The 18,841-nt window shown below is 63.8% G+C and carries 17 protein-coding genes; 5 read left to right on the top strand and 12 right to left on the bottom strand.

The annotated features are described in order from the left end of the window. Nucleotides 1-161: 161 nt before the first annotated feature. From LF599_RS03995 to LF599_RS03985, 3 genes are all read right to left on the bottom strand, one after another. Nucleotides 162-809: a response regulator transcription factor gene (locus LF599_RS03995; RefSeq protein ID WP_279522377.1), complete on the bottom strand. Its 648-nt coding sequence runs from the start codon at nucleotides 807-809 to the stop codon at nucleotides 162-164. Further along, on the bottom strand, nucleotides 802-2,646 hold the full coding sequence (locus LF599_RS03990; protein WP_279522376.1) for an ATP-binding protein: 1,845 nt from the start codon (nucleotides 2,644-2,646) through the stop codon (nucleotides 802-804). The genes LF599_RS03995 and LF599_RS03990 overlap by 8 nt, the downstream gene beginning before the upstream one ends. 69 nt (nucleotides 2,647-2,715) lie before the next feature. Continuing rightward, nucleotides 2,716-3,543 carry an MBL fold metallo-hydrolase gene (locus LF599_RS03985; RefSeq protein WP_279522375.1) on the bottom strand — a complete coding sequence of 276 codons (828 nt, stop codon included), beginning with the start codon at nucleotides 3,541-3,543 and terminating at the stop codon, nucleotides 2,716-2,718. Nucleotides 3,544-3,683: 140 nt separating this feature from the next. Between LF599_RS03985 and LF599_RS03980 the strand changes: the two genes are divergently transcribed. The 3 genes from LF599_RS03980 to LF599_RS03970 all read left to right on the top strand — a co-directional run bounded on the left by LF599_RS03980 (nucleotide 3,684) and on the right by LF599_RS03970 (nucleotide 5,679). Then, complete coding sequence (locus tag LF599_RS03980) at nucleotides 3,684-4,661, top strand: lipoate--protein ligase (RefSeq protein ID WP_279522374.1); 978 nt, start codon at nucleotides 3,684-3,686, stop codon at nucleotides 4,659-4,661. A gap of 191 nt (nucleotides 4,662-4,852) precedes the next feature. After that, complete coding sequence (locus tag LF599_RS03975; RefSeq protein ID WP_269941862.1) at nucleotides 4,853-5,179, top strand: carboxymuconolactone decarboxylase family protein; 327 nt, start codon at nucleotides 4,853-4,855, stop codon at nucleotides 5,177-5,179. Nucleotides 5,180-5,289: 110 nt separating this feature from the next. Continuing rightward, entirely contained in the window at nucleotides 5,290-5,679 is a 390-nt protein-coding gene (locus LF599_RS03970) for a PaaI family thioesterase (RefSeq protein ID WP_269941706.1), read from the top strand. Nucleotides 5,680-5,881: 202 nt separating this feature from the next. Here LF599_RS03970 and LF599_RS03965 read toward each other — a convergent pair whose 3' ends face one another. From LF599_RS03965 to LF599_RS03940, 6 genes are all read right to left on the bottom strand, one after another. Further along, nucleotides 5,882-6,190, bottom strand: a complete 309-nt coding sequence (locus LF599_RS03965; RefSeq protein WP_279522373.1) for a DUF6506 family protein — start codon at nucleotides 6,188-6,190, stop codon at nucleotides 5,882-5,884. Between the two features lie 15 nt (nucleotides 6,191-6,205). Further along, entirely contained in the window at nucleotides 6,206-7,195 is a 990-nt protein-coding gene (locus LF599_RS03960) for an ATP-NAD kinase family protein (protein ID WP_279522372.1), read from the bottom strand. Between the two features lie 65 nt (nucleotides 7,196-7,260). Next, nucleotides 7,261-8,232 (bottom strand): alpha-ketoacid dehydrogenase subunit beta, encoded by a 972-nt coding sequence (locus tag LF599_RS03955; RefSeq protein ID WP_279522371.1) that lies wholly within the window; start codon nucleotides 8,230-8,232, stop codon nucleotides 7,261-7,263. A gap of 49 nt (nucleotides 8,233-8,281) precedes the next feature. Then, entirely contained in the window at nucleotides 8,282-9,241 is a 960-nt protein-coding gene (locus tag LF599_RS03950; RefSeq protein ID WP_279522370.1) for a thiamine pyrophosphate-dependent dehydrogenase E1 component subunit alpha, read from the bottom strand. Between the two features lie 18 nt (nucleotides 9,242-9,259). Further along, nucleotides 9,260-9,685, bottom strand: coding sequence for a Lin0512 family protein (locus LF599_RS03945; RefSeq protein ID WP_279522369.1), 426 nt, complete (start codon nucleotides 9,683-9,685; stop codon nucleotides 9,260-9,262). Between the two features lie 9 nt (nucleotides 9,686-9,694). Beyond that, on the bottom strand, nucleotides 9,695-11,041 hold the full coding sequence (locus LF599_RS03940; protein ID WP_279522368.1) for a 2-oxo acid dehydrogenase subunit E2: 1,347 nt from the start codon (nucleotides 11,039-11,041) through the stop codon (nucleotides 9,695-9,697). Between the two features lie 319 nt (nucleotides 11,042-11,360). Between LF599_RS03940 and LF599_RS03935 the strand changes: the two genes are divergently transcribed. Then, nucleotides 11,361-13,430: a sigma-54-dependent Fis family transcriptional regulator gene (locus LF599_RS03935; protein WP_279522367.1), complete on the top strand. Its 2,070-nt coding sequence runs from the start codon at nucleotides 11,361-11,363 to the stop codon at nucleotides 13,428-13,430. Between the two features lie 89 nt (nucleotides 13,431-13,519). On the opposite strand, the gene LF599_RS03930 is transcribed toward LF599_RS03935, so the two are convergent. The 3 genes from LF599_RS03930 to hybA are packed head-to-tail and all read right to left on the bottom strand — an operon-like array spanning nucleotide 13,520 to nucleotide 17,737. Further along, entirely contained in the window at nucleotides 13,520-15,679 is a 2,160-nt protein-coding gene (locus tag LF599_RS03930; protein ID WP_279522366.1) for a tetrathionate reductase family octaheme c-type cytochrome, read from the bottom strand. After that, nucleotides 15,676-16,839, bottom strand: coding sequence for an NrfD/PsrC family molybdoenzyme membrane anchor subunit (gene nrfD / locus LF599_RS03925; RefSeq protein ID WP_269941714.1), 1,164 nt, complete (start codon nucleotides 16,837-16,839; stop codon nucleotides 15,676-15,678). The genes LF599_RS03930 and nrfD overlap by 4 nt, the downstream gene beginning before the upstream one ends. Continuing rightward, nucleotides 16,829-17,737 carry a hydrogenase 2 operon protein HybA gene (hybA, locus tag LF599_RS03920; protein ID WP_279522365.1) on the bottom strand — a complete coding sequence of 303 codons (909 nt, stop codon included), beginning with the start codon at nucleotides 17,735-17,737 and terminating at the stop codon, nucleotides 16,829-16,831. Before hybA ends, nrfD begins: the two co-directional genes overlap by 11 nt. Before the next feature lie 111 nt (nucleotides 17,738-17,848). Here hybA and LF599_RS03915 point away from each other — a divergent pair, with 111 nt between their 5' ends. Continuing rightward, a complete protein-coding gene (locus LF599_RS03915) occupies nucleotides 17,849-18,529 on the top strand; it encodes a Crp/Fnr family transcriptional regulator (RefSeq protein WP_279522364.1) in 681 nt (226 codons plus the stop codon). Nucleotides 18,530-18,841 lie beyond the last annotated feature (312 nt).

Raw genomic sequence — 18,841 nt, 5'->3', positions numbered from 1 at the left:
GAAGCTTCTGATTCAGCGGTTCCTTTTTCGAAAACGACGCAGCGAAACGCCTTCGAATTACCTCATGAAAACAATATGTTGAAAAGCATTCATTGAATGACGGCCGAGACGAAGCTCCGCCGGGGGTGGGGAATTTCCCGAAGGAAGATGTCGACCCGGCGTCAGACCGCGATGAGCCCGTGGCGGATGGCCAGCTTGGTCAGGTCCGGGATAGTCCCGACCTCCAGCTTTTCCATCAGGTTGTACTTGTGGGTCTCGACGGTCTTGGGACTGATGTGGAGTTTCGCCGCCGCTTCCTTGACGGTGAGGCCGTCGGCCAGAAGCCGGAAGACCTCAAGCTCGCGCGGGCTCAGGTGGTCGAACAGCGCGGCCTCGTCCGCCCGATCCGGGGAAAGCTGGCGCAGGAGCGCGGCCGGGTCGATGGTCGTGAAGTAGGTCTGTCCGGCCATGACCGCCTCCACGGCGGCGCAGAGTTCGGCGGGCGGCCCTTCCTTGAGTACATGGCCGAAGATGCCGGCCTTGAACAGCTCCAGGATGAACCGCTGGTCCGAGTGCATGGTATAGATGATGATCCGCGTGTCCGGGGAGACCTCGCGGATGCGCCCGGTGGCCTCCACCCCGTCCATCTCGGGCATGGAGATATCCATGATGACGATGTCCGGGCGCAGTTCCCGGGAGAGGGCCACGGCCTCGGCCCCGTTGGCGGCCTCGCCCACGATCTCGATGTCGCGGCGCGAGGCGAGCAGGCTGCGGATGCCCGCGATGACCACCTGGTGGTCGTCGGCGATAAGCAGAGTGGTTTTATGCATCGTTGGTGTCCCGGATATTCAGCTCGGCCAGAATCTGCGTGCCCCGTCCGGGCGCGGATTCGAGATGGAAGGTCCCTTCGAGCTGAACCATGCGCTCCTTCATCAGGGTCAGGCCCAGGCTGCCGGACGCCCCCGCCGCCTCGGCCACGGCCGCCGGGTCGAATCCCCGGCCGTCGTCCTCGATGGTCAGATTGAGCCGCCCGTCGCGGTCGATCAGGCTGATGTGGACCTGTTTCGCCCCGGCGTATTTAACCGTATTGGTCAACGCCTCCTGGGTAATCCTGTATAGGGCCAGCTCCTTCTGGCTGTCAAAGCGTTTGGGAACGCCCTTATGGAAGAAATGAATGTCCAGGTCGGTGGAGGCGCGATACTCGTCGAGCAGCGCCTCGATGGCCTGCGCCAGGCCGAGATACTCCAGCGTGTCGGGCCTCAGCCCCTTGGAAATGGACTTGATGTCCCGCTGGACCAGGGTGATCTTGTCCGCCGCGCTCTCCAACTGCCCACGGCAACACCCTTCGGACGAAGCCAGGGACTCCAGAGCCGCTTGCAAATCGAGCCGCAGGGTGGTCAGGAGCTGTCCGGTGTGATCGTGCAGCTCGCGGGCCACCTCCCGGCGGTCCTCTTCCAGAAGGTTGATAAGGTCGCGGGAAAGAATCTTGCGCTGCTCGTGCTCCACCTCCAGACGGCTGTGAATCTCGCGCAGCTCCTCGTTGGCCAGGGCCAGCTCGCGGGTGCGCTCGCGCACGCGATCCTCAAGCTGACGGCGGGCCTCCTCAAGAGCGCGCTCCGCCTTGAGCCGGGCGTCCAGCTCGGACTTGAGGGTCGAGGTTTTGGCGTCCACCTCGGACTCCAGCTCCGAGGCGTGGAGCAGCAGCCGCCCGGTCAGGGGGCGCAAAAGCCGCCACAGGCCGATGAGGCAGACCGCATAGATGAGCAGGGAGTACAGGGCCAATTGGATGAGCCGCAGCCTGATCGGATTGTACAGCTCGCGTTCATTGATGGACACGGCCAGTCCCCATCCGCAGCCGCTTACCGGAGTATAGGCCGTAACCTCGTCGCCGGAGACCAGGATGCCGGTCTTTCCGGCCACGGCCAGACGCAACGCCTCCGCCTGGCTGGCCCCTCCCCCGGCCGTTCCGCCCGCCCCGTCCGGGAACGGCTTGGCGCCTTCCCCGGAAGCGTAGCCGAGGCCGATGGTTCCCGCGCCCCGCACTTTCCTGCCGCTTTCGATGATCCCGAGGAGCCGGGAAATGTTCATGACCACCAGGTCCGCGCCCAGTCCGCGCCCGGCGCGGTCCATGATGGGCGCGGCGATGACCAGACACGGCGCGCCGCCCAGAACCGCAGGGCCGGAAAAGCGTACGTCCTTGCCGGGCGCGGCCAGATCGGCCGCAAGGGCCTCGGGCACGGCCACGCCAACCGAAGTCACGAAACGTCCGTCCCGATCAAGGCGGGTCAGACCGACTACTTCCTCGGACAGGTTCATGGCGTCTTCGAGCTTGGGCCTGGTGAAATCGGCCAGCTCCTTGAGGGAGCGGCGGCCCGCGTTGTATGCGGCCAGCTCTTCCCGGATGCGGGTCCGGCTGGTCACCTGCCGGGACAGATCCACGGCCCGGCGGCACCATTCGCCCACGGCCAGGGCGCGCGTCTCGGCGATGTGGGCCAGCCCGGCCTCCTCGGCCTGCTTGAGCTGGCTGAACAGCGTGGCCACCACGGAAAGCCCCACGCCGAGCGTCAGGACGAGCAGCGCCCCGGAGGCGTAGAGAAACAACTGTTTCTTGAGTCGGTCCGAAAGCCGGGAGCCGGAATTGCGTGGAGATGATGTGGCCGTGGGCATGGTTGTGATCCTTCCTCCATAAGTAGCCGCAATCGCCCCTGACCGCAATCCGGTTCGCGAAACGCGGGGTTACGTCCCCGCCCGACAGAGACGCGCGGCCGCGTTGTCCGCATCGAGCACGCGGACCGGCATGTCCGGCCGGGCGTGACGTTCCAGCGCCCGCTTGACCGTGAAGACGAGATGGAAGGGATCGTCGTCCTTGGGCGGCATGTGGTAAATGAACACCTCGCGCGGGCGGAAGGTGTCGTTGATGACCGCCTGGCCGTCCGGGTTGTGGTAGAAGATCGGATTGACGAAAACCGCGTCGATATCAACGTCGCGCAGGGCGTCCTCGTAGTATTCCGGAACGTGGTCGGCGTCGCCGGTGAAAAGCAGGTTCATGCCGTCCAGGGTGACGAGCAGGCAATCGTTGCGTACGCCCCGGAACTTCGGTCCCATGTGACGTGCGCCCACGGCGGTGACGGCCAGACCGGGCTCGGGCTCTACTCTCCTGACACAGCCCGGCGCGAGCCCGAGGGGCCAGTGCGGAACGCCCATCTCCACAAGCGCGTCCGTGAACCGCGCCAGCTCGGACGAGCCTTGGGCCGCGTCCGGCAGAAGCACGCCCCTGACGGGTCTGCGGCGAAGAAGCTCCAACGTCAGCTTCGGGGTGAAGTGGTCCGGATGCTCATGGGTAAACAGCAGGTAATCCAGGTCCGCGAAGACGCCCTCTCCCCGAACCATGCGCGCCACGGTGTCCGGCCCCACCCGGCTGAACGGATGCCCGCCCTCGTCGTGAACGCCGTCCACGAGCAGCCCCAGGCCGCCGCCCCGGACCAGAACCCCGGCGTTGGCCACCAGATCGATATCGATGCACTCGGTCACGTTTTTGCCCTCCTTGCGGCGTTCCCGATGCAAGGGTCATACCCCCTTCGGCCGCCCGAGACCAGCCGGACAGCCCGGGAGGGTCTTGCCCGACGGTCCGGCAGCGGGTATAGGGCGATCGGCCCGAGATCCCGGGGCCCGCCTTTTGCAATGCCCGCCACAAAGGAGCGTTCATGCGATACATCCATAACCAATCCACCGACCCCGCGTTCAACCTGGCCGCCGAGGAATGGCTGCTTACGGAATCCGGCGACGAAGTCTTCATGCTCTGGCGCAACCGGCCCGCGGTCATTGTCGGGCGAAACCAGAACACCCTGGCGGAAATCGACGAGACCTTCACCCGCGAGCGGGATATTCCGGTGGTCCGCAGACTGAGCGGCGGCGGGGCCGTGTTTCACGACCTTGGAAACATCAACTTCACCTTCATCAATAACGGCAACCCGTCGGAAGGGCTGGACTTCGAGCGGTTCACCATCCCCATTCAGCAGGCACTGCGCTCCATGGGCGTTGAATGCGTCTTCAGCGGACGCAACGACCTGCTCATCGACGGAAAGAAGTTCTCGGGCAACGCCCAGCACTTCCATGGCGGGCGCGTCCTCCACCACGGCACCCTGCTCTTCGCCTCGGACATGACCGACCTCTCCGGCGCATTGCGCGTGGCCCCGGAAAAATACCAGGACAAGGCGGTCAAGAGTGTGCGCTCCAGGGTGACGAACATATCGAGCCACCTGAAAAAGCCCATGGAAGTCACGGAATTCATTGAGGCACTCATGAATTTCGTATCCGGCGGCGCATCCCCGGACGAAACGGCCCTGACCGGCGACGAGACCGAGACCATCGACCGACTGGCCGACAAACGGTACCGCACCTGGGACTGGAACTTCGGCTCCTCCCCCGCCTACAACTTCAGCAAGCGCACCCGCACCCCCGGCGGCCTGCTGGACGTGAACCTGTACGTAAAGAAGGGGCGCGTCCTCAAGGCCCGCCTGTTCGGCGACTACTTTGGCGTTCGCGACGTCGGCGAACTGGAGGAACGGCTTGTCGGAAGCCGCCACGAACGCCGTGAGATCGAAGCGCGGCTGGCCGGAATCCCCCTCGACGACTACCTGCACGGCGTTACCCTGCCCGCCCTCCTCGACTGCCTGTTCTGAGCCTGCCGCGTCCCGAACGTGCCTGTTCGAAATCCGAGCAATGTTCATGTCCGGGACAGGCTCCGGCCCCCTTTCCCCATCTCCACAATCCGATATTCTGCAAAACATACCGTTTTATAAGACAAAAACAGCCGGGGCATACTCCTTGCTTTATTCGTGCATCTCAACATCAAAACCCAGGAGAAACTCTCATGGATGCAGCCGAAAAAGCAGCAACGACCTTGGCCAAGATGACGCAGCGGGCGGGCAACGTCTTCCCGAATTACCTTGCCTTCACAAAGGAGATCAGCCAGTTTGGGCCCATCGATCACAAGACGCAGGAACTGATCCACGTGGCCTGTTCCATGATGTCCCAGTGTGAAATGTGCATTTCCCTTCATATCCAGGGCGCGGCCAGCCACGGCGCGACCAAGGAAGAAATCATGCAGGCGGCCATGCTGGCCATTTCCATGGGCGGCTCGCCGAAGGTCATGTACATGCACTACGTGTTCGACGAACTGGACGACCTTTTCGATTAACCGGACGGCGGATTTTGTCGGGGCCCGGGGGCGGAATGCGCGCCCCGCGGCCCCGGAGTTCCGCCGCCTGCCCGACGGCGGACGACCGAGCCGCATTCCCGGAGGCATTGATGGAGATAAAGACCCACGAAAGCATCGACCGCGCCCTGTGCGGCGAGCCGATCGAGGTAAAGGAAGGAAGCAGCGCGGTGCGGCTCGAATGCGCCCCGTGCATGGCCGCCGACGCCAGCGGACTGGTCCACGGCGGCTTCATTTTCGGACTGGCCGACTACGCGGCCATGTTGTCCGTCAACCACCCCAACGTGGTCCTCGGCGCTGCCGAAACCCGTTTTCTGAAGCCGTCGCGCGTGGGAGACGTCCTTGTGGCCAGGGCAAAGGACCAGACCCCGCAGGAGCGCAAGCATCTCGTGCAGGTGGAGGTGTCGTGCGGCGAAGACGTGGTCTTCAGCGGGACGTTCACCTGTTTCGTGACCAAGGAACACGTGCTCGCCGGCTCCTAGGCTCTTCGCGAACAGTCTTGCGGGGCCGACATCCATTGGATGCGGCCCCTTTTTTCAGGAACTATCCCCACTCGCTGAATAAAAACCAGACGTTGAAAGCCGAGTCGCGGCGTTGGTCGGGTGATTTCGCCTCTGGCGGGCAAAGGGTCACCCCCTTGCATACCATGTTGCGCCCGCGACGCGGCATACGTCCTTTCTACGTCTAGCCGAACAGGGTGTCGCCGCTGGCGTTGCCCAAGCCGGGGTGGATATCGAACCGGACCGCGCCCACCGGGACATTCACCGCCGCCGCGATGCGCGCGGTGCCCGCCGTGCCGAATCCGCCGCACAGCTCTATGGCGGCGATGCCTTCCCTCTCCACCAGGTCGCGGGCCACGGTCTCGGCCTGGGCGTAGTCCTTCACGGCCACGGCCAGCAATTCCACGGCTTCGGTCCTGACCCAATTGCGGTCCCTTGCCGGATCGGCGTTGGGCGCGACGAAGATGAAGGCGGCTTTCAATGCGCTGCTCATGATTGCTCCTCTTTATTATGACGGTTTGCGAAACACGCCCTCGGCCCCGGCCAGCGACATGGTTTTTTCCATGTCCACGACCATCGGCCCGTCGGTGTTCAGCCGGATGGCCGCGCGGCTCCCGCTCGGAATCTCCACCTCGCGTTCGCCATCCAGGGCGATGAGACCGGGGCTCGTACCGATATCGAAAATCTCTCCGGGGGCCATTTCCGCGACGCCGCCGACCGGCACGTCCGCGAACATGCCCGGCGCAATGGCGGCCGAAACCACCATGGTGGAACCGTTCCCGAGGCGCAGGGCGAGCCCCTTGGGCTCCTCGGGACGGATGGCCCGCAACTGGCCGCCGATGGCCGACAGCCCGATGGAAGCCGCGCTGCACCGCGTCAGGAAAAGCTGGGGCACCTTATCCATGTGCCAGACGGCCTTGGAGGCGAGAAAGACGTCGTCATACACCGCCGCGTCCACCAGGGCCATATCCACAACCTCGCCGTCGAGCAGGATGTCGAACCTGCAGGAGCGATAGCAGCACCTGTCGCGCGGCAAACGTCCGGTGGCCACGAGCCCGGCGGCCAACCCGGCCACGGTGGCCTCCCCCATGACGGGGAAGACGTTGTTTGTCCCCGTGGAAAGCGGCAGAAGCGGAATGGCTGTGGTGCCCTTGCAAACCGCCCGGCTCGTGCCGTCGCCGCCGAGGATGACGAGACACCGCGCGCCGAGGGTTTCCATGATGCCCGCCGCCACTGTGGTGTCGGTCTGGCTGTTGCGGATGGGCATTTCCACCGCTTCCACGGGGATGGAAGGAGAAATGGCGTTGAGGGCCCTGGGCACGATGGCGTAGGAGTCCGGCATATAGAGGATTTTGGTCACCCCCGCCTTTTCCAGGCCGAGGATGAGCCTGCGGACCATGCGCACCTTTTCCTGATTGTCGAAAACCGAACCATGGGCCACCAGGCGGCGGATGTCCTTGCCGGAAGCGGGATTGGCCAGAATGGCTGCGATGCTCAATGGGACGCCCTCATGAAAATGCGGCGGGAGAACGGCCGAAGCCGCCCTCCCGCCAGGGTGTGGGATTAGCGAATACTCTTGACGGCTTCGACGATGTTGTCCGCGCCGGGAATGTAGAACTGTTCCAGCGGCGGGGAGAACGGCACCGGGCAGAACGGCGCACCGACGCGCTTCACGGGAGCGTCCAGATAATCAAGGGCCTCTTCGGCCGCCATGGCCGCGATCTCCGCGCCGGGGCCGGAGTACTGCACGGCCTCATGGGCCACGACCAGGGCGTGGGTCTTCTTGACGGAATCAAGGATGATGTCCTTGTCCAGCGGCTGGAGGCAACGCGGGTCCACCACCTCGGCCTCGATGCCGTCGGCCTTGAGCTTCTCGGCCGCTTCCAGGGCGGAATAGACCATCTGGGAGGTGGCCACGATGGTCACGTCCGTGCCCTCGCGCTTGATCTCGCCCTTGCCCAGCTCGATGGAGTAGCTCTCGTCCGGGACCTCGCCGGAGACGCCGTAGAGCAACTTGTGCTCCAGGAAGACCACCGGGTTGTCGTCGCGGATGGCACTGACGAGCAAGCCCTTGGCGTCGCGCGGGGTGGAGGGGATGACCACCTTGAGGCCGGGGATATTCATGAACCAGGACTCCAGGGATTGAGAGTGCTGGGCGGCCGCGCCGATGCCCGCGCCCTGGGGCATCCGAAGGGTCATGGGCACCGTGGCCTTGCCGCCGAACATGAAGCGCATCTTGGCGGCCTGGTTGAAGAGCTGATCCATGGCCACGCCGATAAAGTCGACGAACATCAGCTCGGCCACGGGGCGCAGCCCGGCGGCGGCGGCCCCGGAAGCCGCGCCCACGATGGCGCTTTCGGTGATGGGGGTGTCCATGACGCGCTCCTCGCCGAACTGATCGAACAGCCCCTGGGTGACGCCGAAGCAGCCGCCGAACCGGCCCACGTCCTCGCCGAGAATGAACACGTTCTCGTCGCGCTCCATTTCCTGCCTCAACGCCTCATTGAGTGCCTGAAGATATGTTTTTTCGGACATTGTTCTCTCCGTAGAATTATATGTGGATTCGTGAAAGGTGAACCGCCGCTTAGGCGTAAACGTCGTCCATGAGCGCCGGGGTGAGCGGCATCGGGCTTTCCTTGGCGAAGTTCACGGCGTCGTCGATGTCCCCGGCGATGCGTTCCTTGATCTTGTCCGCTTCCTTCCTGGACAGGGTCTTGCTTTCCAGCAACTTGGCCTCGAACCGGGGAATGGGGTCCTTGGCCATCCACTCCTCCAGCTCCTCGGTGCAGCGGTAGGTGCAGGCGTCGCCCTCGAAATGACCGCGCCAGCGGTAGGTCTTGCATTCGATGAGCGAGGGGCCTTCGCCCTTGCGGGCGCGCTTCACGGCCTCGGTCACGGCCTCGTACACGGCCAGCACGTCGTTGCCGTCGACCACCACGCCGGGCATGTCGTAGGCGGCAGCGCGGTCGGCGATGTCGACCACGGCCATGGACTTGCACTGCGGGCAGGAGATGCCGTAGCCGTTGTTCTCGTTGACGAAGACCAGGGGCAGCTTCCACGCGCTGGCCATGTTCAGGGATTCCTGCGTGGTGCCCTGGTTGGACGCGCCGTCGCCGAAGAAGCACAGGGCCACCTCCTTGGATTTCTTGTATTTGGCGGCCAGGGCTGCGCCCACGGCCAGCGGTCCGCCGCCGCCCACGATGCCGTTCGCGCCGAGGATGCCGAGGTCGAGGTCGGCGATATGCATGGAACCGCCCTTGCCCTTGCAATAGCCGGTGGAGCGGCCGAAGATTTCGGCCATCATCAGCTTCAGGTCGCCGCCCTTGGCCAGCAGGTGGCCGTGGCCGCGATGGGTGCTGGTAATCATGTCGGCGTCGGTCAGTGCCGAGCAGGCTCCGGTGGCCACGGCTTCCTCGCCGAGGTACAGGTGCACGAAGCCCGGAATCTCGCCCGCGGCGAAGAATTCCTGCAACTTCTGCTCGAACAGACGGATTCTGTTCATGGTTTCATACATGTGAATCAATGTCTTCTTGCTGAGAGCCATTGCTTTCTCTCCTGTAGGTTATTCGGCCTTGGCGGCGCATCCGCAGGCCTGTTGGTTCGTTCCTTCCGCTCCCCCCGCCCCGTCCATTTCAATGGAGACGGTCAGGGCGGCGCAGGCCGCAACGATATTGCTCGCGCCCGGGGCGAAACACGGGACCTCGATCCCCGGCACACTCATTCCCCCGACGATTACCGTCAGGGACGCCTCGCCGATGGGAATGCAGGCGAGCACCGCGTCGCGGTCCACGCCGTCAGGATCGGGAACGGCCACGTCCGCGTGGACGTACACGCCCTGAAACCGATCACGGCCGCAAATCTCCACGATGCCGCACAGGCATATGCGGGACACGGCGTCGCGTACCGCCCGGACGGCGGCCTTGGTCATGTCCTCGCCGTGCAGGTCGGCGGCGTAGCCAAGCTCGATGGCAAACCGTTTCAACGCCACGGGCTCCTCCTAGACGATCATCAGGCCGGGAGTTTCCAGCATGTCCCCCAGCTCGCGCAGGAAGGCCATGGCCGGAGCGCCGTCCGTGGTCATGTGGTTGAAGGTCAGGGACAGGGTCATCATCCGGCGAACCGCGATCTCGCCGTTATGCACAGCGGGCTTCTCGACGATGCGGCCGACGCCCAGAATGCCCGTCTCGGGCGGGTTGAGGATGGGAGTGAAGCCGTCCACGCCGAGCATACTCACGTTGCTGATGGTGAAGGTGCCGCCGCTGATCTCGTCCATGTTCAGGCCGCCCTTGCGCGCCCGCCCGGCCACATCGCGAACACGGGTCTTGAGCTCTTCCAGGCCGAAGGTGTCGGCTTCCTTGACGTTGGGAACGATAAGGCCGTTTTCAAGGGACACGGCGATGCCGAGGTTGACGCGCTCGTGCAGATGGATGCCGTCTTCCTGAAGGGTGGAGTTCATGATCGGATGACGCTTCAGGGCGCGGCACACGGCGTAGGAGATGATGTCGTTGTAGGACAGCCGGTACTCGGCATCGCGCTTGTTGCGCTCCAGCAGCCGCGCACGCAGGTTGACCATCTCAGTGGCGTCCACCTCCACGAACACGGTCAATTGGGCGGCGTTCTGAAGGCTGGCCTGCATGTTGTCCGCGATGAGCCTGCGCACGCCTTCCATGGGCACGACGGTGTCCCCGGCGGCCGGAGCGGACGCAGCGGCAGGTTGATCGGCGGCCGGATTCATGGCGCGCAGGATGTCCGCCTTGGTGATCCGGCCGTCCTCGCCCGTTCCCTCGACCAGAGAAAGGTCGATGCCCTGCTTGCGGGCGAACTCGATGGCCTTGGGGCTGGCGTTGATTCCTTCAAAAGCGGAATCGGCCCGGGCCTGGACGTCCTTCATGGTGATGGAGCCGTTCGCCCCGGTGCCGGTCACTTCGGCCAGGTCCACGCCCAGCTCGCGGGCGAGCTTGCGCGCGGCGGGCATGGCCGGAACGAACTTGCCGTCCCCGGCGGGAGCGGCGGCAGCGGCGGGCTGATCGGCAGTGGTTGCGGGGGCCGCATCCCCGGCGGGTTGGGCCGAATCGGAAGACGCGGCAGCGCGCTCCACGGCCTCGCCCGGCGCGGCGATGATGCCGAGAACGGCCTGAACCGGCGCCACGTCGCCCTCGGGAACGATGATTTGGGCCAAAACGCCCCCGGCGGGCGCTTCGACCGAGTTGGTGATTTTGTCCGTTTCCACTTCGAACAAAGGCTCTCCGGCTTCAACCGAATCCCCTTCGCCCTTGAGCCAGCGGACGACCTTGCCTTCCTTCATGGTCAGGCCCCACTTGGGCATTATCACATCTTGAGCCATAACCAAGTCCTCCTGGTTTTTTGCTTACGTTTGCAGGAGGATTGCAACGGCGGTGCCAAGCCATATAAGTAAATTATTCCAACGAGATAATACACCATTTTACGTTATACACCGTCCAACTGTTCGGGGCGCGAACAACCGGGTGGAATTCGCCGCAAAAGTCTTCTGACAACCGCATCATGCCGATATAAAACAAAAATTCGTCACATCGACATAGATTAGGCGTTCGAATTTGGAACACTTGACACGGTTTTAACCTTGGAGGACAATAACCATGCGGTTATAAATACATTTCCTGTGTCAGTCCGGAGGTAAGGCGATGCACCTGCTCCTCAGAGATGGAAACGGTTTCGAAATACGGCGGGACCCGCACGAACCAGAGGAGCGTGCGCCGCTTCCCGTGCCCCGCTCCCACAAGCAACGCGACGCACAAGTCGACTATTCGAACTGGAAGCAGTTCGTGGAAGGCAAGAGGATGAAGGCCAGAAACGTGGACCAGTCCCTGCTGGATTCCTGGCGGCGATGCAAGGACATGGCGGTTGATCCGGCCCCCCGCAGTTGCTGGGACTTCCTCCCCATGACCCAGCTCGAACAGTTCACCGTCACCCTGGAAAAAATCTGCGGCGAGATCGAGAGCACGGCCTACGACCTCATCAAGGGCAAGGGGCTGCTCATGACCATCGCCAACGCCGACGCCCGCGTGGCTCGAACCTGCGGCGACCTGTCCGTCCTGCGCGAAGCGGACCGGCTCAATTTCGGTCCCGGCGCGAACTGGTCGGAATCGTGCGTGGGCACCAACGCCATCGGCACGGCCCTGGCCACGGGACGGCCCATGCAGGTCTTCGGCGCGGAGCATTTCTGCGAGAGCCACCACAGGTGGAACTGCACTGCCGCGCCCATCCTGGACCCCCGGGGCAACGTCTGGGGCTGCTTCGACATTTCCGGCCCGATCTCGGCCGACCATTCCGAGGCCATGGACCTTGTGCTCCACGCCGCCAGGGCCCTGGAACAGAACCTGAGCCGCCTGTACTGCTCCGAGCTGGAAGGCCAGATGGCCTCCCTGTTCTCCTCCATGTTCAACTCGGTCATGACCGGCGTGCTGTTCCTGAACAAATCCGGCCGGATCACCAGCGCGAACAATACCGCCGAGCTGTTGCTGAACCGTTCCGGCGACGCCCTGCGCGGCCGCAAGGCCGAGGATTTCTTCGACATGGCCCCGTATCTCGCCAAGGCCAAGAACGCGTCCCTGTGCGAGCCGGTCATCGTCAAATGCCTGGTGAACTCCAGCCTGTACATCCGGGTCATGCCGACCTTCAGCGCGAGCGGCGCGTGGCTCGACACCATCGTCACGGTCAGCGAGACCCAGCGCGCACGGCAGTTCACGGCCGGGCCGCGCACCGCGTCGCGGAAGCAGGCGGAACCCGAGGAGGTCGCGGGGTTCGAACACGTGCTTCACGAAGGCACGGCCATGCGCCAGGCCATCCGCCGGGCGGCCAATGCCGCCCGCACCCCGTCCACCGTGCTGCTCACCGGCGAATCCGGCACCGGCAAGGAACTCTTCGCCAAAGGCATTCACCAGGCCGGTCCCCGCGCCAAGCAGCCCTTCGTTGCCGTGAACTGCGGCGCGTTCACCGAGGAACTGGTCCAGAGCGAACTGTTCGGCTACCGGGAAGGGGCCTTCACCGGCGCGGCCAAGCGAGGCCGGGTCGGCAAATTCCAGAAGGCGGACAAGGGCGTGCTCTTTCTCGACGAAATATCCGAGATGCCCCTGTCCCAGCAGGTCAACCTGCTCCGCGCCCTTGAGGAACGGGCCGTGGTCCCGGTGGGCGGCACCAGCCCCCTGCCCGTGGACGTGAAGATACTGGCGGCCACCAACAAGAACCTGCGAGACCTGGTGGACCGGGGCCTCTTCCGCGAGGACCTCTACTACCGGCTCAACGTCGTGACCATCGCCATCCCCCCGCTCAGGGAACGCGGCAACGATATCTCCCTGCTGGCCGAGCACCATCTCAACCGGCTGTGCGACGCCTTCGGCATCCCCTGCCCGGCCATATCCCCCGAGGCCGGGGAACTGCTCAAGGCCCACGACTGGCCCGGCAATGTGCGCGAGCTCGTCAACTGCCTGGAGTACGCGGCCAACAACCTGTCCGGCGACCTGCTCCTGCCCGAGCATCTGCCCCACTACATCCAGGAGAAAGCGGGCGGCAGGGCCATCGGCTCCGGCGACCGTTCCCGGGACAAGGGATTCCTCCTCAAGCACCGCGAGGCCAACGCCATCCGGGAGGCCCTGGACTTCCACCAGGGCAACATCAGCAAGACGGCCAAGGCCCTGGGCATCGGCCGCAACACCCTGTACGCCAAAATGGACCGCTACGGCATCCAGGCCTGACGTCCGCCCTGCGAGGCGGCAACCGCACAAGCAAAAAGGCCCGGAGTCCAACGACTCCGGGCCTTGCCGTTTGCGAAGGGAATTCCTCCCTAGTCCTTGGCGGGTCCCTGTCCGAGCGGCAACTGGCTGAACCGGCCGCCGTAGAGGATCGGGTCGCCCTTGTAGCCGAGCTTCTTGAAGTCGATGTAATCGGTCTTGCCGATCAGATCGCCCACGTCGCGGCCCATCATCCGCAGCAGCTCGAAGTCCGCGCCCTTTTCCGTCAGTTCCCGGAACTTCACGTCGCGGGTGTCCTGATGGCAGCGGTCACAGGTCTTCTCGCCCTTGAGGCTGTCGTGGCACTGAACGCAGGAGAGCGCGTGTTCCTTGGGCATGACCTCGTGCTCGATGCGCCAGTACATCTCCGTTGCCACCCATATGTACTCGCCGCTGTACGGAAGCTTGGCCTTTTCCATGCCTTCCTTGAAGGCGGCCTGCCAGTCCGCGCCCTTCCAGTAGGCGGTCTTGTCCTCCTTGCCGTACGGATACAGATGCGGGAGGAGCAGATACCGATTCTTGGCGTCGGCGGGCTGGATGCCGGACATGATCTTGAACGGCGTGATCCGCGAATGCGGGTCCTTGATGGAACCGATGGGCTCGGTGATGTTGGTCTTCACCAGCCCGTCCTTCTCGGCGGCGGTCAGCCGCTCGCCGGGATTGAAGCCTCTGGCCTCGGGATTGATGGCGTCACCGAGCAGCAGCCGCTTCATGAACCCGTTGTACCAGGCGTACTCGGGCTTGACGGACTCGCCCCAGCGGAAGTCGCCCTTCTTCCAGTCATAGTCGGGCTTGCCGTACTTGTCCTTGCCGACTTCGCGCTTCTTGTCGCCGGCGGTGGACCAGTCCCACCACGTCTTGGTGGGGGCGCACTTGGAGTAGATGGGCGAATGGCAGGTGTTGCACGCCACGGCCTCGCAGTGCTTGTTCAGGTGATGGTCGAGCAGGGTCTCGCCATAATGCGGCTTGGTGGTGTGGCAGTCCTCGCAGGCGCGGGACCCCTCGGCCACCGGAGCCGATGTGGACCGGCCCGATATCTTGTGGTTGCGGGTCGTGTGACACTCCACGCAGGAGAAGTCGTACCCGCCCATGTGGATATCACAGTTGCGGTCCGGCCAGTACAGCTCGGCGGACATGTCGGCGTGCTTTACCGCATCGCCACCGCCGCCGCTGAAGTGGCAGGCTCCGCAGGTCTTCCTGCTGGTGGGGCCGACGCGCTGCGCAACGTAGAGCATGTCCACCTTGGGGTCGGGCATACCCGCCGCGGGCGGGGCCTTCTTGTAGCTGCCCGTGGTGTCGTGACAGACCAGACAGTCGATGTTGTTCTTGTTGGTGAAGTCGAAGGTGGAGTCCTTCCAGCCGTATCCCGCATGACATGATGTGCAACGAGCCTCGTTGCTGATGGGGGATATTCAGAAGTTGTTGAGCGTCGTGGTCCCCTTGCCGGACATGACGCTCCGTCTGTGTTCCACCGTGTAGGGGGACGGGCCGCGCCACAGCCAGTGGGCCGTGTCGAGCATGTCCTCGCCCGCCTGCTCGTGGCAGCGCAGGCATTCCCCGGTCACCTGTTGCGGAGTGGGATTCTCCGGGAGATTAACCAGCTCCTTGTGGTCCGTGCTCCGCTTGGCGTGGCACCCCTCGCAGCTCACCGGACCGCGCTTCATCTCCTCATGGCAGTTCATGCATTGCATGTGGTAGGCCGCCTTGAGCCCGATGCGCTCCGGATTCTTCTCCGAAAACGCGTCCTGATGGCAGGCGCGGCAGGCCACGGTCTCCGATGCCTCGGGATCGGCGGGCCGGTAATGGTGACAGGACGCGCAGTCGCCGTCGAGAGCGGCCGAATGCTTGGCGTGCATGAACCGCACGGGGCCGTACTTGCGCCCGAAGGTCTCCACCAGCGGGCTGTTCAGCAGCACGTAGCTGCGCTTGATGTCCTTGGGGCCGATGCCCAACTCGCGCAACCGCTGCTGGCGCAGGGGCAGGTCCTCCATGAGCACCTTTTCCACATACTGATATGGCTTGCGGGCTTCCGCTTCGGCCTTGACCTGATCGACGGGCGACCAGCCTTCCGGCATGGGCGTCTGGTCCTTCCGGGACTTGGCCGGGGGCTCGGCGGACACGCCCGGAGCCGTGGCGGCCATGGAAGGGACGGCCCCGGCCAGAAACGCCGCCACGACGGCGAAGGCCAGCCATCCGAGTATCTTCCTCATCATTGCGACACCTCCTGTCGTTGGGCGGAAAGCACCGGGAACCAGGTCACGATCAGACGATAGAGGAAGAAGATCGTGGCCACGGCCCCGACGGTGACGAGTATCTCGCCGATGGCCGGATAGTACGGGTAGTTTGCATACGGGGCCTTGAAGGAGACCACGAACACGTTGAATCGATTGAGCATGACGCCCGACACGATGAGCAGCGCTGCCGTGAAAAGCAGCCTGCGCGAACGGCGAACCGCCGGGAAGAGCAGCATGAGCCACGGCAGAACAACGCCGAGCGCCACCTCCACCAGGAAGGAGTTGCTCTGGGCCGAGCCGTCCAGCAGGGTCGTGTACGCGCCGCGCACGACCAGGTCGCCGATCTTCAGGAACATGTACACGCCCAGCAGCAGGATGGTGATCCTGGACAACGGGGAGAGCACGTTCATCTCCGACTCCAGCTTGAGCGAAGAGGTGGCGATGGTCGTCTCCACGATAACCATGGGATACCCCACGGCAAAGGCCGAAGTCAGGAAGAGCAGCGGCAGATACGGCGTGTACCATAGCGGCGACACCTTGGTGGGCGCGATGACCAACAGGGTGCCGAGGCTCGACTGATGCATACAGGACAACACCACCCCAAGGATGATGAAGACCCACATGGTCTTGTCCAGAAGTCGGTTCAGGACGGCCAGAAGCTTGATCCTGCTCCCCAGCCGCTCCGCCAGGACCGGAATGAACTCGATCCACAGCACGGAGACGTAAACCATGACGCACATGGCCACCTCGAACAGGGCCGAGTTGTGGTTCTGGAAGAAGACCGGCTTCCAAATGGCCCAGGAGCGGCCAATATCGAAGAACACGGCCAACGCCACGAAGGTATAGCCCAGCGCGGCGGTCAGCAGAGCGGGCCGGGTCACGGACTCGTAGTAGTGGCGGCCCAGGATGTGCCCCAGAAAGGCGGTGGTGAAACCGCCCGCGGCCAGGGCGACGCCCGAGGCCACGTCCAGGCCGATCCAGATGCCCCACGGGTAGTGGTTGTTCAGGTTGGTCACGGCGGCCAGGCCGTAGGTGTAGCGGACCGCCAGGGTCAGGCCCGCCCCGATCATCAGGACCAGCATGACCAGCACGCCCGGCGTCCAGAAGGGCCGGTCCACGGGTTGCGGCTTATGCGTCATGATCGCCCTCCTTGTCTCCCTTGCGCGCAGTCGCGCCCATTACCGCCCCGAGGACCCCGAACAGGGCCAGCGGGGACCACAAATAGCTGAACAGCGAGCTTTGGATGGTCTCCGTGGTCTGCGGCATGGGCCGCGTCGGCAGCTTCTGGAAGCCGACCTTCTCAAAGTCCACGTTGGAGATGTACAGCCAGCTCGTGCCTCCCACCTCGTGCTCTCCGTAGATGTGGTTCAGGTACTTGCCGGGATCGTTTTCGATGCGGTTTTTCGCCAGGCGCAACAGTTCCGAACGCCTGCCGAAGGTGATCGCCTCCACCGGGCATATGGAAGCGCAACCGGGCTTGCCGCCCTCCTTGGAGATGCGCTCATAACAGAACGTACACTTGCGCACCCGGGGCATGATGGGCTTGTCGTACTCATAGGCCGGGATTTCAAAGGGACAGGCCGCCATGCAGTAGCGGCAGCCTATGCACTTATCGACGTCATAATGCACGGCCCCGTTGTCCTTCTTGGTCAACGCCCCGGTGATGCAGGCCGAAACGCAGGCCGGGTCCTGGCAGTGCATACACTGCACCTTCACGAAGGTCGGAGCCAGCTTGTCGCGGTCGTCGATGCGCCCGGGGTAATAGCGGTTGATTACGGTGAAAACGTTCTGGTCCGGCCGCCTCTTGGCGTCGAGCACGGTCAGATCGTCGAACTTCACGGCGGGCTCGGGCAGGTCGTTGACCTCCTTGCACGCCTGCTCGCACTTGCGGCACCCAACGCAGCGGGTCAGATCCACCAGGCAGCCATATGGATCGGGCGGCGCCTTGGATTGCCACGCCTGCGCATTTCCGGGCGCCGCCGAGGCCGCCCCCGCGACCCCCAACGCTCCCAAAAATCCTCTGCGGGAAATTGTCATTATTGATACCTCCTTAGATTCCAAACCATTAACAGCTATTCACGCATATATCATAGGAGAATTTTTAAATCATCACATTGATCGCGATCAATTTTTATGGGAAAAAAAGTCATGGACAACTTCCGGTTATTGCGACGAATTCCCCTTTTTGCGGGGCTTGAGGACGAAGCGGTCCGGGCGTTGGCCAGCCGGGCCGAAACAAACGTCTACGAGCCCGGGGAACGGATCATCAGCCAGTCGGACGAGACCCAGGCCTTCTTCATCGTCCTGTCCGGGCGGGCCAAAATTTTCCGAGGCACCCCGGAAGGCAAGGAGCAGACCCTCTACCTGGTGGAGGCGGGTCAGCCGTTCTGCTTCTGCACGGCCTTTACGGACAAGCCCTACCCCGTGAACGTAACCGCCCTCGAAAAGAGCCGCGTGGCGAGCGTCCCGTCGGAAGACATGGAGGACCTGGCCCGACGCGAGCCCCTCCTGCTGCTCAAGATCATGCAAACCCTGGCGGGCAGGCTGCTGGAAACCATGAACCTCGTGGAATCCCTGGCCCTGCACGGCACGCAGAAGCGAATCGCCCGTTTCCTCCGGCACTCCGAAGGATGTTGCGCCGCCCGGCCCGGCGAGCCCTTTACCCTGCACATCTCCCACGCCGAGATGGCCAGGATCGTCGGCACAACCCCGGAAACCCTGTCGCGCGTCATCCAGCGATTCAAACGCCGGCGGCTTATCGAGGCCTCCGGCCGAAATATCCGCATCATCGACCACGACGGCCTTGTCGACGCCACGCGCAACGATTGAAGCCAACGGCCACGCCCTGCGGCTGACCAACGCCCTACCTGCCCCGCCTTTTCCGCTGCCCGGCGCATTTGTTTACAATTTCGGAAAAGTCCTGCCGGACCGGCATGACCGCGCCTTTCGTGCGACACGCATCACAAAAAAAATACATGAATATAATGGGATGAAAAACCAGCGACAACCGGAGACCGCCTCACTTTCCCTCACCGGGGTTCCTCCTCTCTTTTCGCCCGGTCATTGCCCCCTCATTTTTCCGCAAGCGGCAAGAGAGTGAATCGCCTGGGAATTCCCCATGCGGTGACATGGCGGGGCGGC

The sequence above is a fragment of the Pseudodesulfovibrio thermohalotolerans genome, assembly GCF_021353295.2.
Lineage (GTDB): Bacteria > Desulfobacterota > Desulfovibrionia > Desulfovibrionales > Desulfovibrionaceae > Pseudodesulfovibrio > Pseudodesulfovibrio thermohalotolerans.
This window is presented reverse-complemented; position numbering and strand designations above follow the sequence as displayed.

What these genes read in the sequence shown, in the direction of transcription:
- LF599_RS03995 (WP_279522377.1), bottom strand. Translation starts at nt 809, where the DNA reads ATGCATAAAACCACTCTGCTTATCGCCGACGACCACCAGGTGGTCATC.
- LF599_RS03990 (WP_279522376.1), bottom strand. Translation starts at nt 2,646, where the DNA reads ATGCCCACGGCCACATCATCTCCACGCAATTCCGGCTCCCGGCTTTCG.
- LF599_RS03980 (WP_279522374.1), top strand. Translation starts at nt 3,684, where the DNA reads ATGCGATACATCCATAACCAATCCACCGACCCCGCGTTCAACCTGGCC.
- LF599_RS03975 (WP_269941862.1), top strand. Translation starts at nt 4,853, where the DNA reads ATGGATGCAGCCGAAAAAGCAGCAACGACCTTGGCCAAGATGACGCAG.
- LF599_RS03970 (WP_269941706.1), top strand. Translation starts at nt 5,290, where the DNA reads ATGGAGATAAAGACCCACGAAAGCATCGACCGCGCCCTGTGCGGCGAG.
- LF599_RS03965 (WP_279522373.1), bottom strand. Translation starts at nt 6,190, where the DNA reads ATGAGCAGCGCATTGAAAGCCGCCTTCATCTTCGTCGCGCCCAACGCC.
- LF599_RS03955 (WP_279522371.1), bottom strand. Translation starts at nt 8,232, where the DNA reads ATGTCCGAAAAAACATATCTTCAGGCACTCAATGAGGCGTTGAGGCAG.
- LF599_RS03950 (WP_279522370.1), bottom strand. Translation starts at nt 9,241, where the DNA reads ATGGCTCTCAGCAAGAAGACATTGATTCACATGTATGAAACCATGAAC.
- LF599_RS03940 (WP_279522368.1), bottom strand. Translation starts at nt 11,041, where the DNA reads ATGGCTCAAGATGTGATAATGCCCAAGTGGGGCCTGACCATGAAGGAA.
- LF599_RS03935 (WP_279522367.1), top strand. Translation starts at nt 11,361, where the DNA reads ATGCACCTGCTCCTCAGAGATGGAAACGGTTTCGAAATACGGCGGGAC.
- nrfD (WP_269941714.1), bottom strand. Translation starts at nt 16,839, where the DNA reads ATGACGCATAAGCCGCAACCCGTGGACCGGCCCTTCTGGACGCCGGGC.
- hybA (WP_279522365.1), bottom strand. Translation starts at nt 17,737, where the DNA reads ATGACAATTTCCCGCAGAGGATTTTTGGGAGCGTTGGGGGTCGCGGGG.
- LF599_RS03915 (WP_279522364.1), top strand. Translation starts at nt 17,849, where the DNA reads ATGGACAACTTCCGGTTATTGCGACGAATTCCCCTTTTTGCGGGGCTT.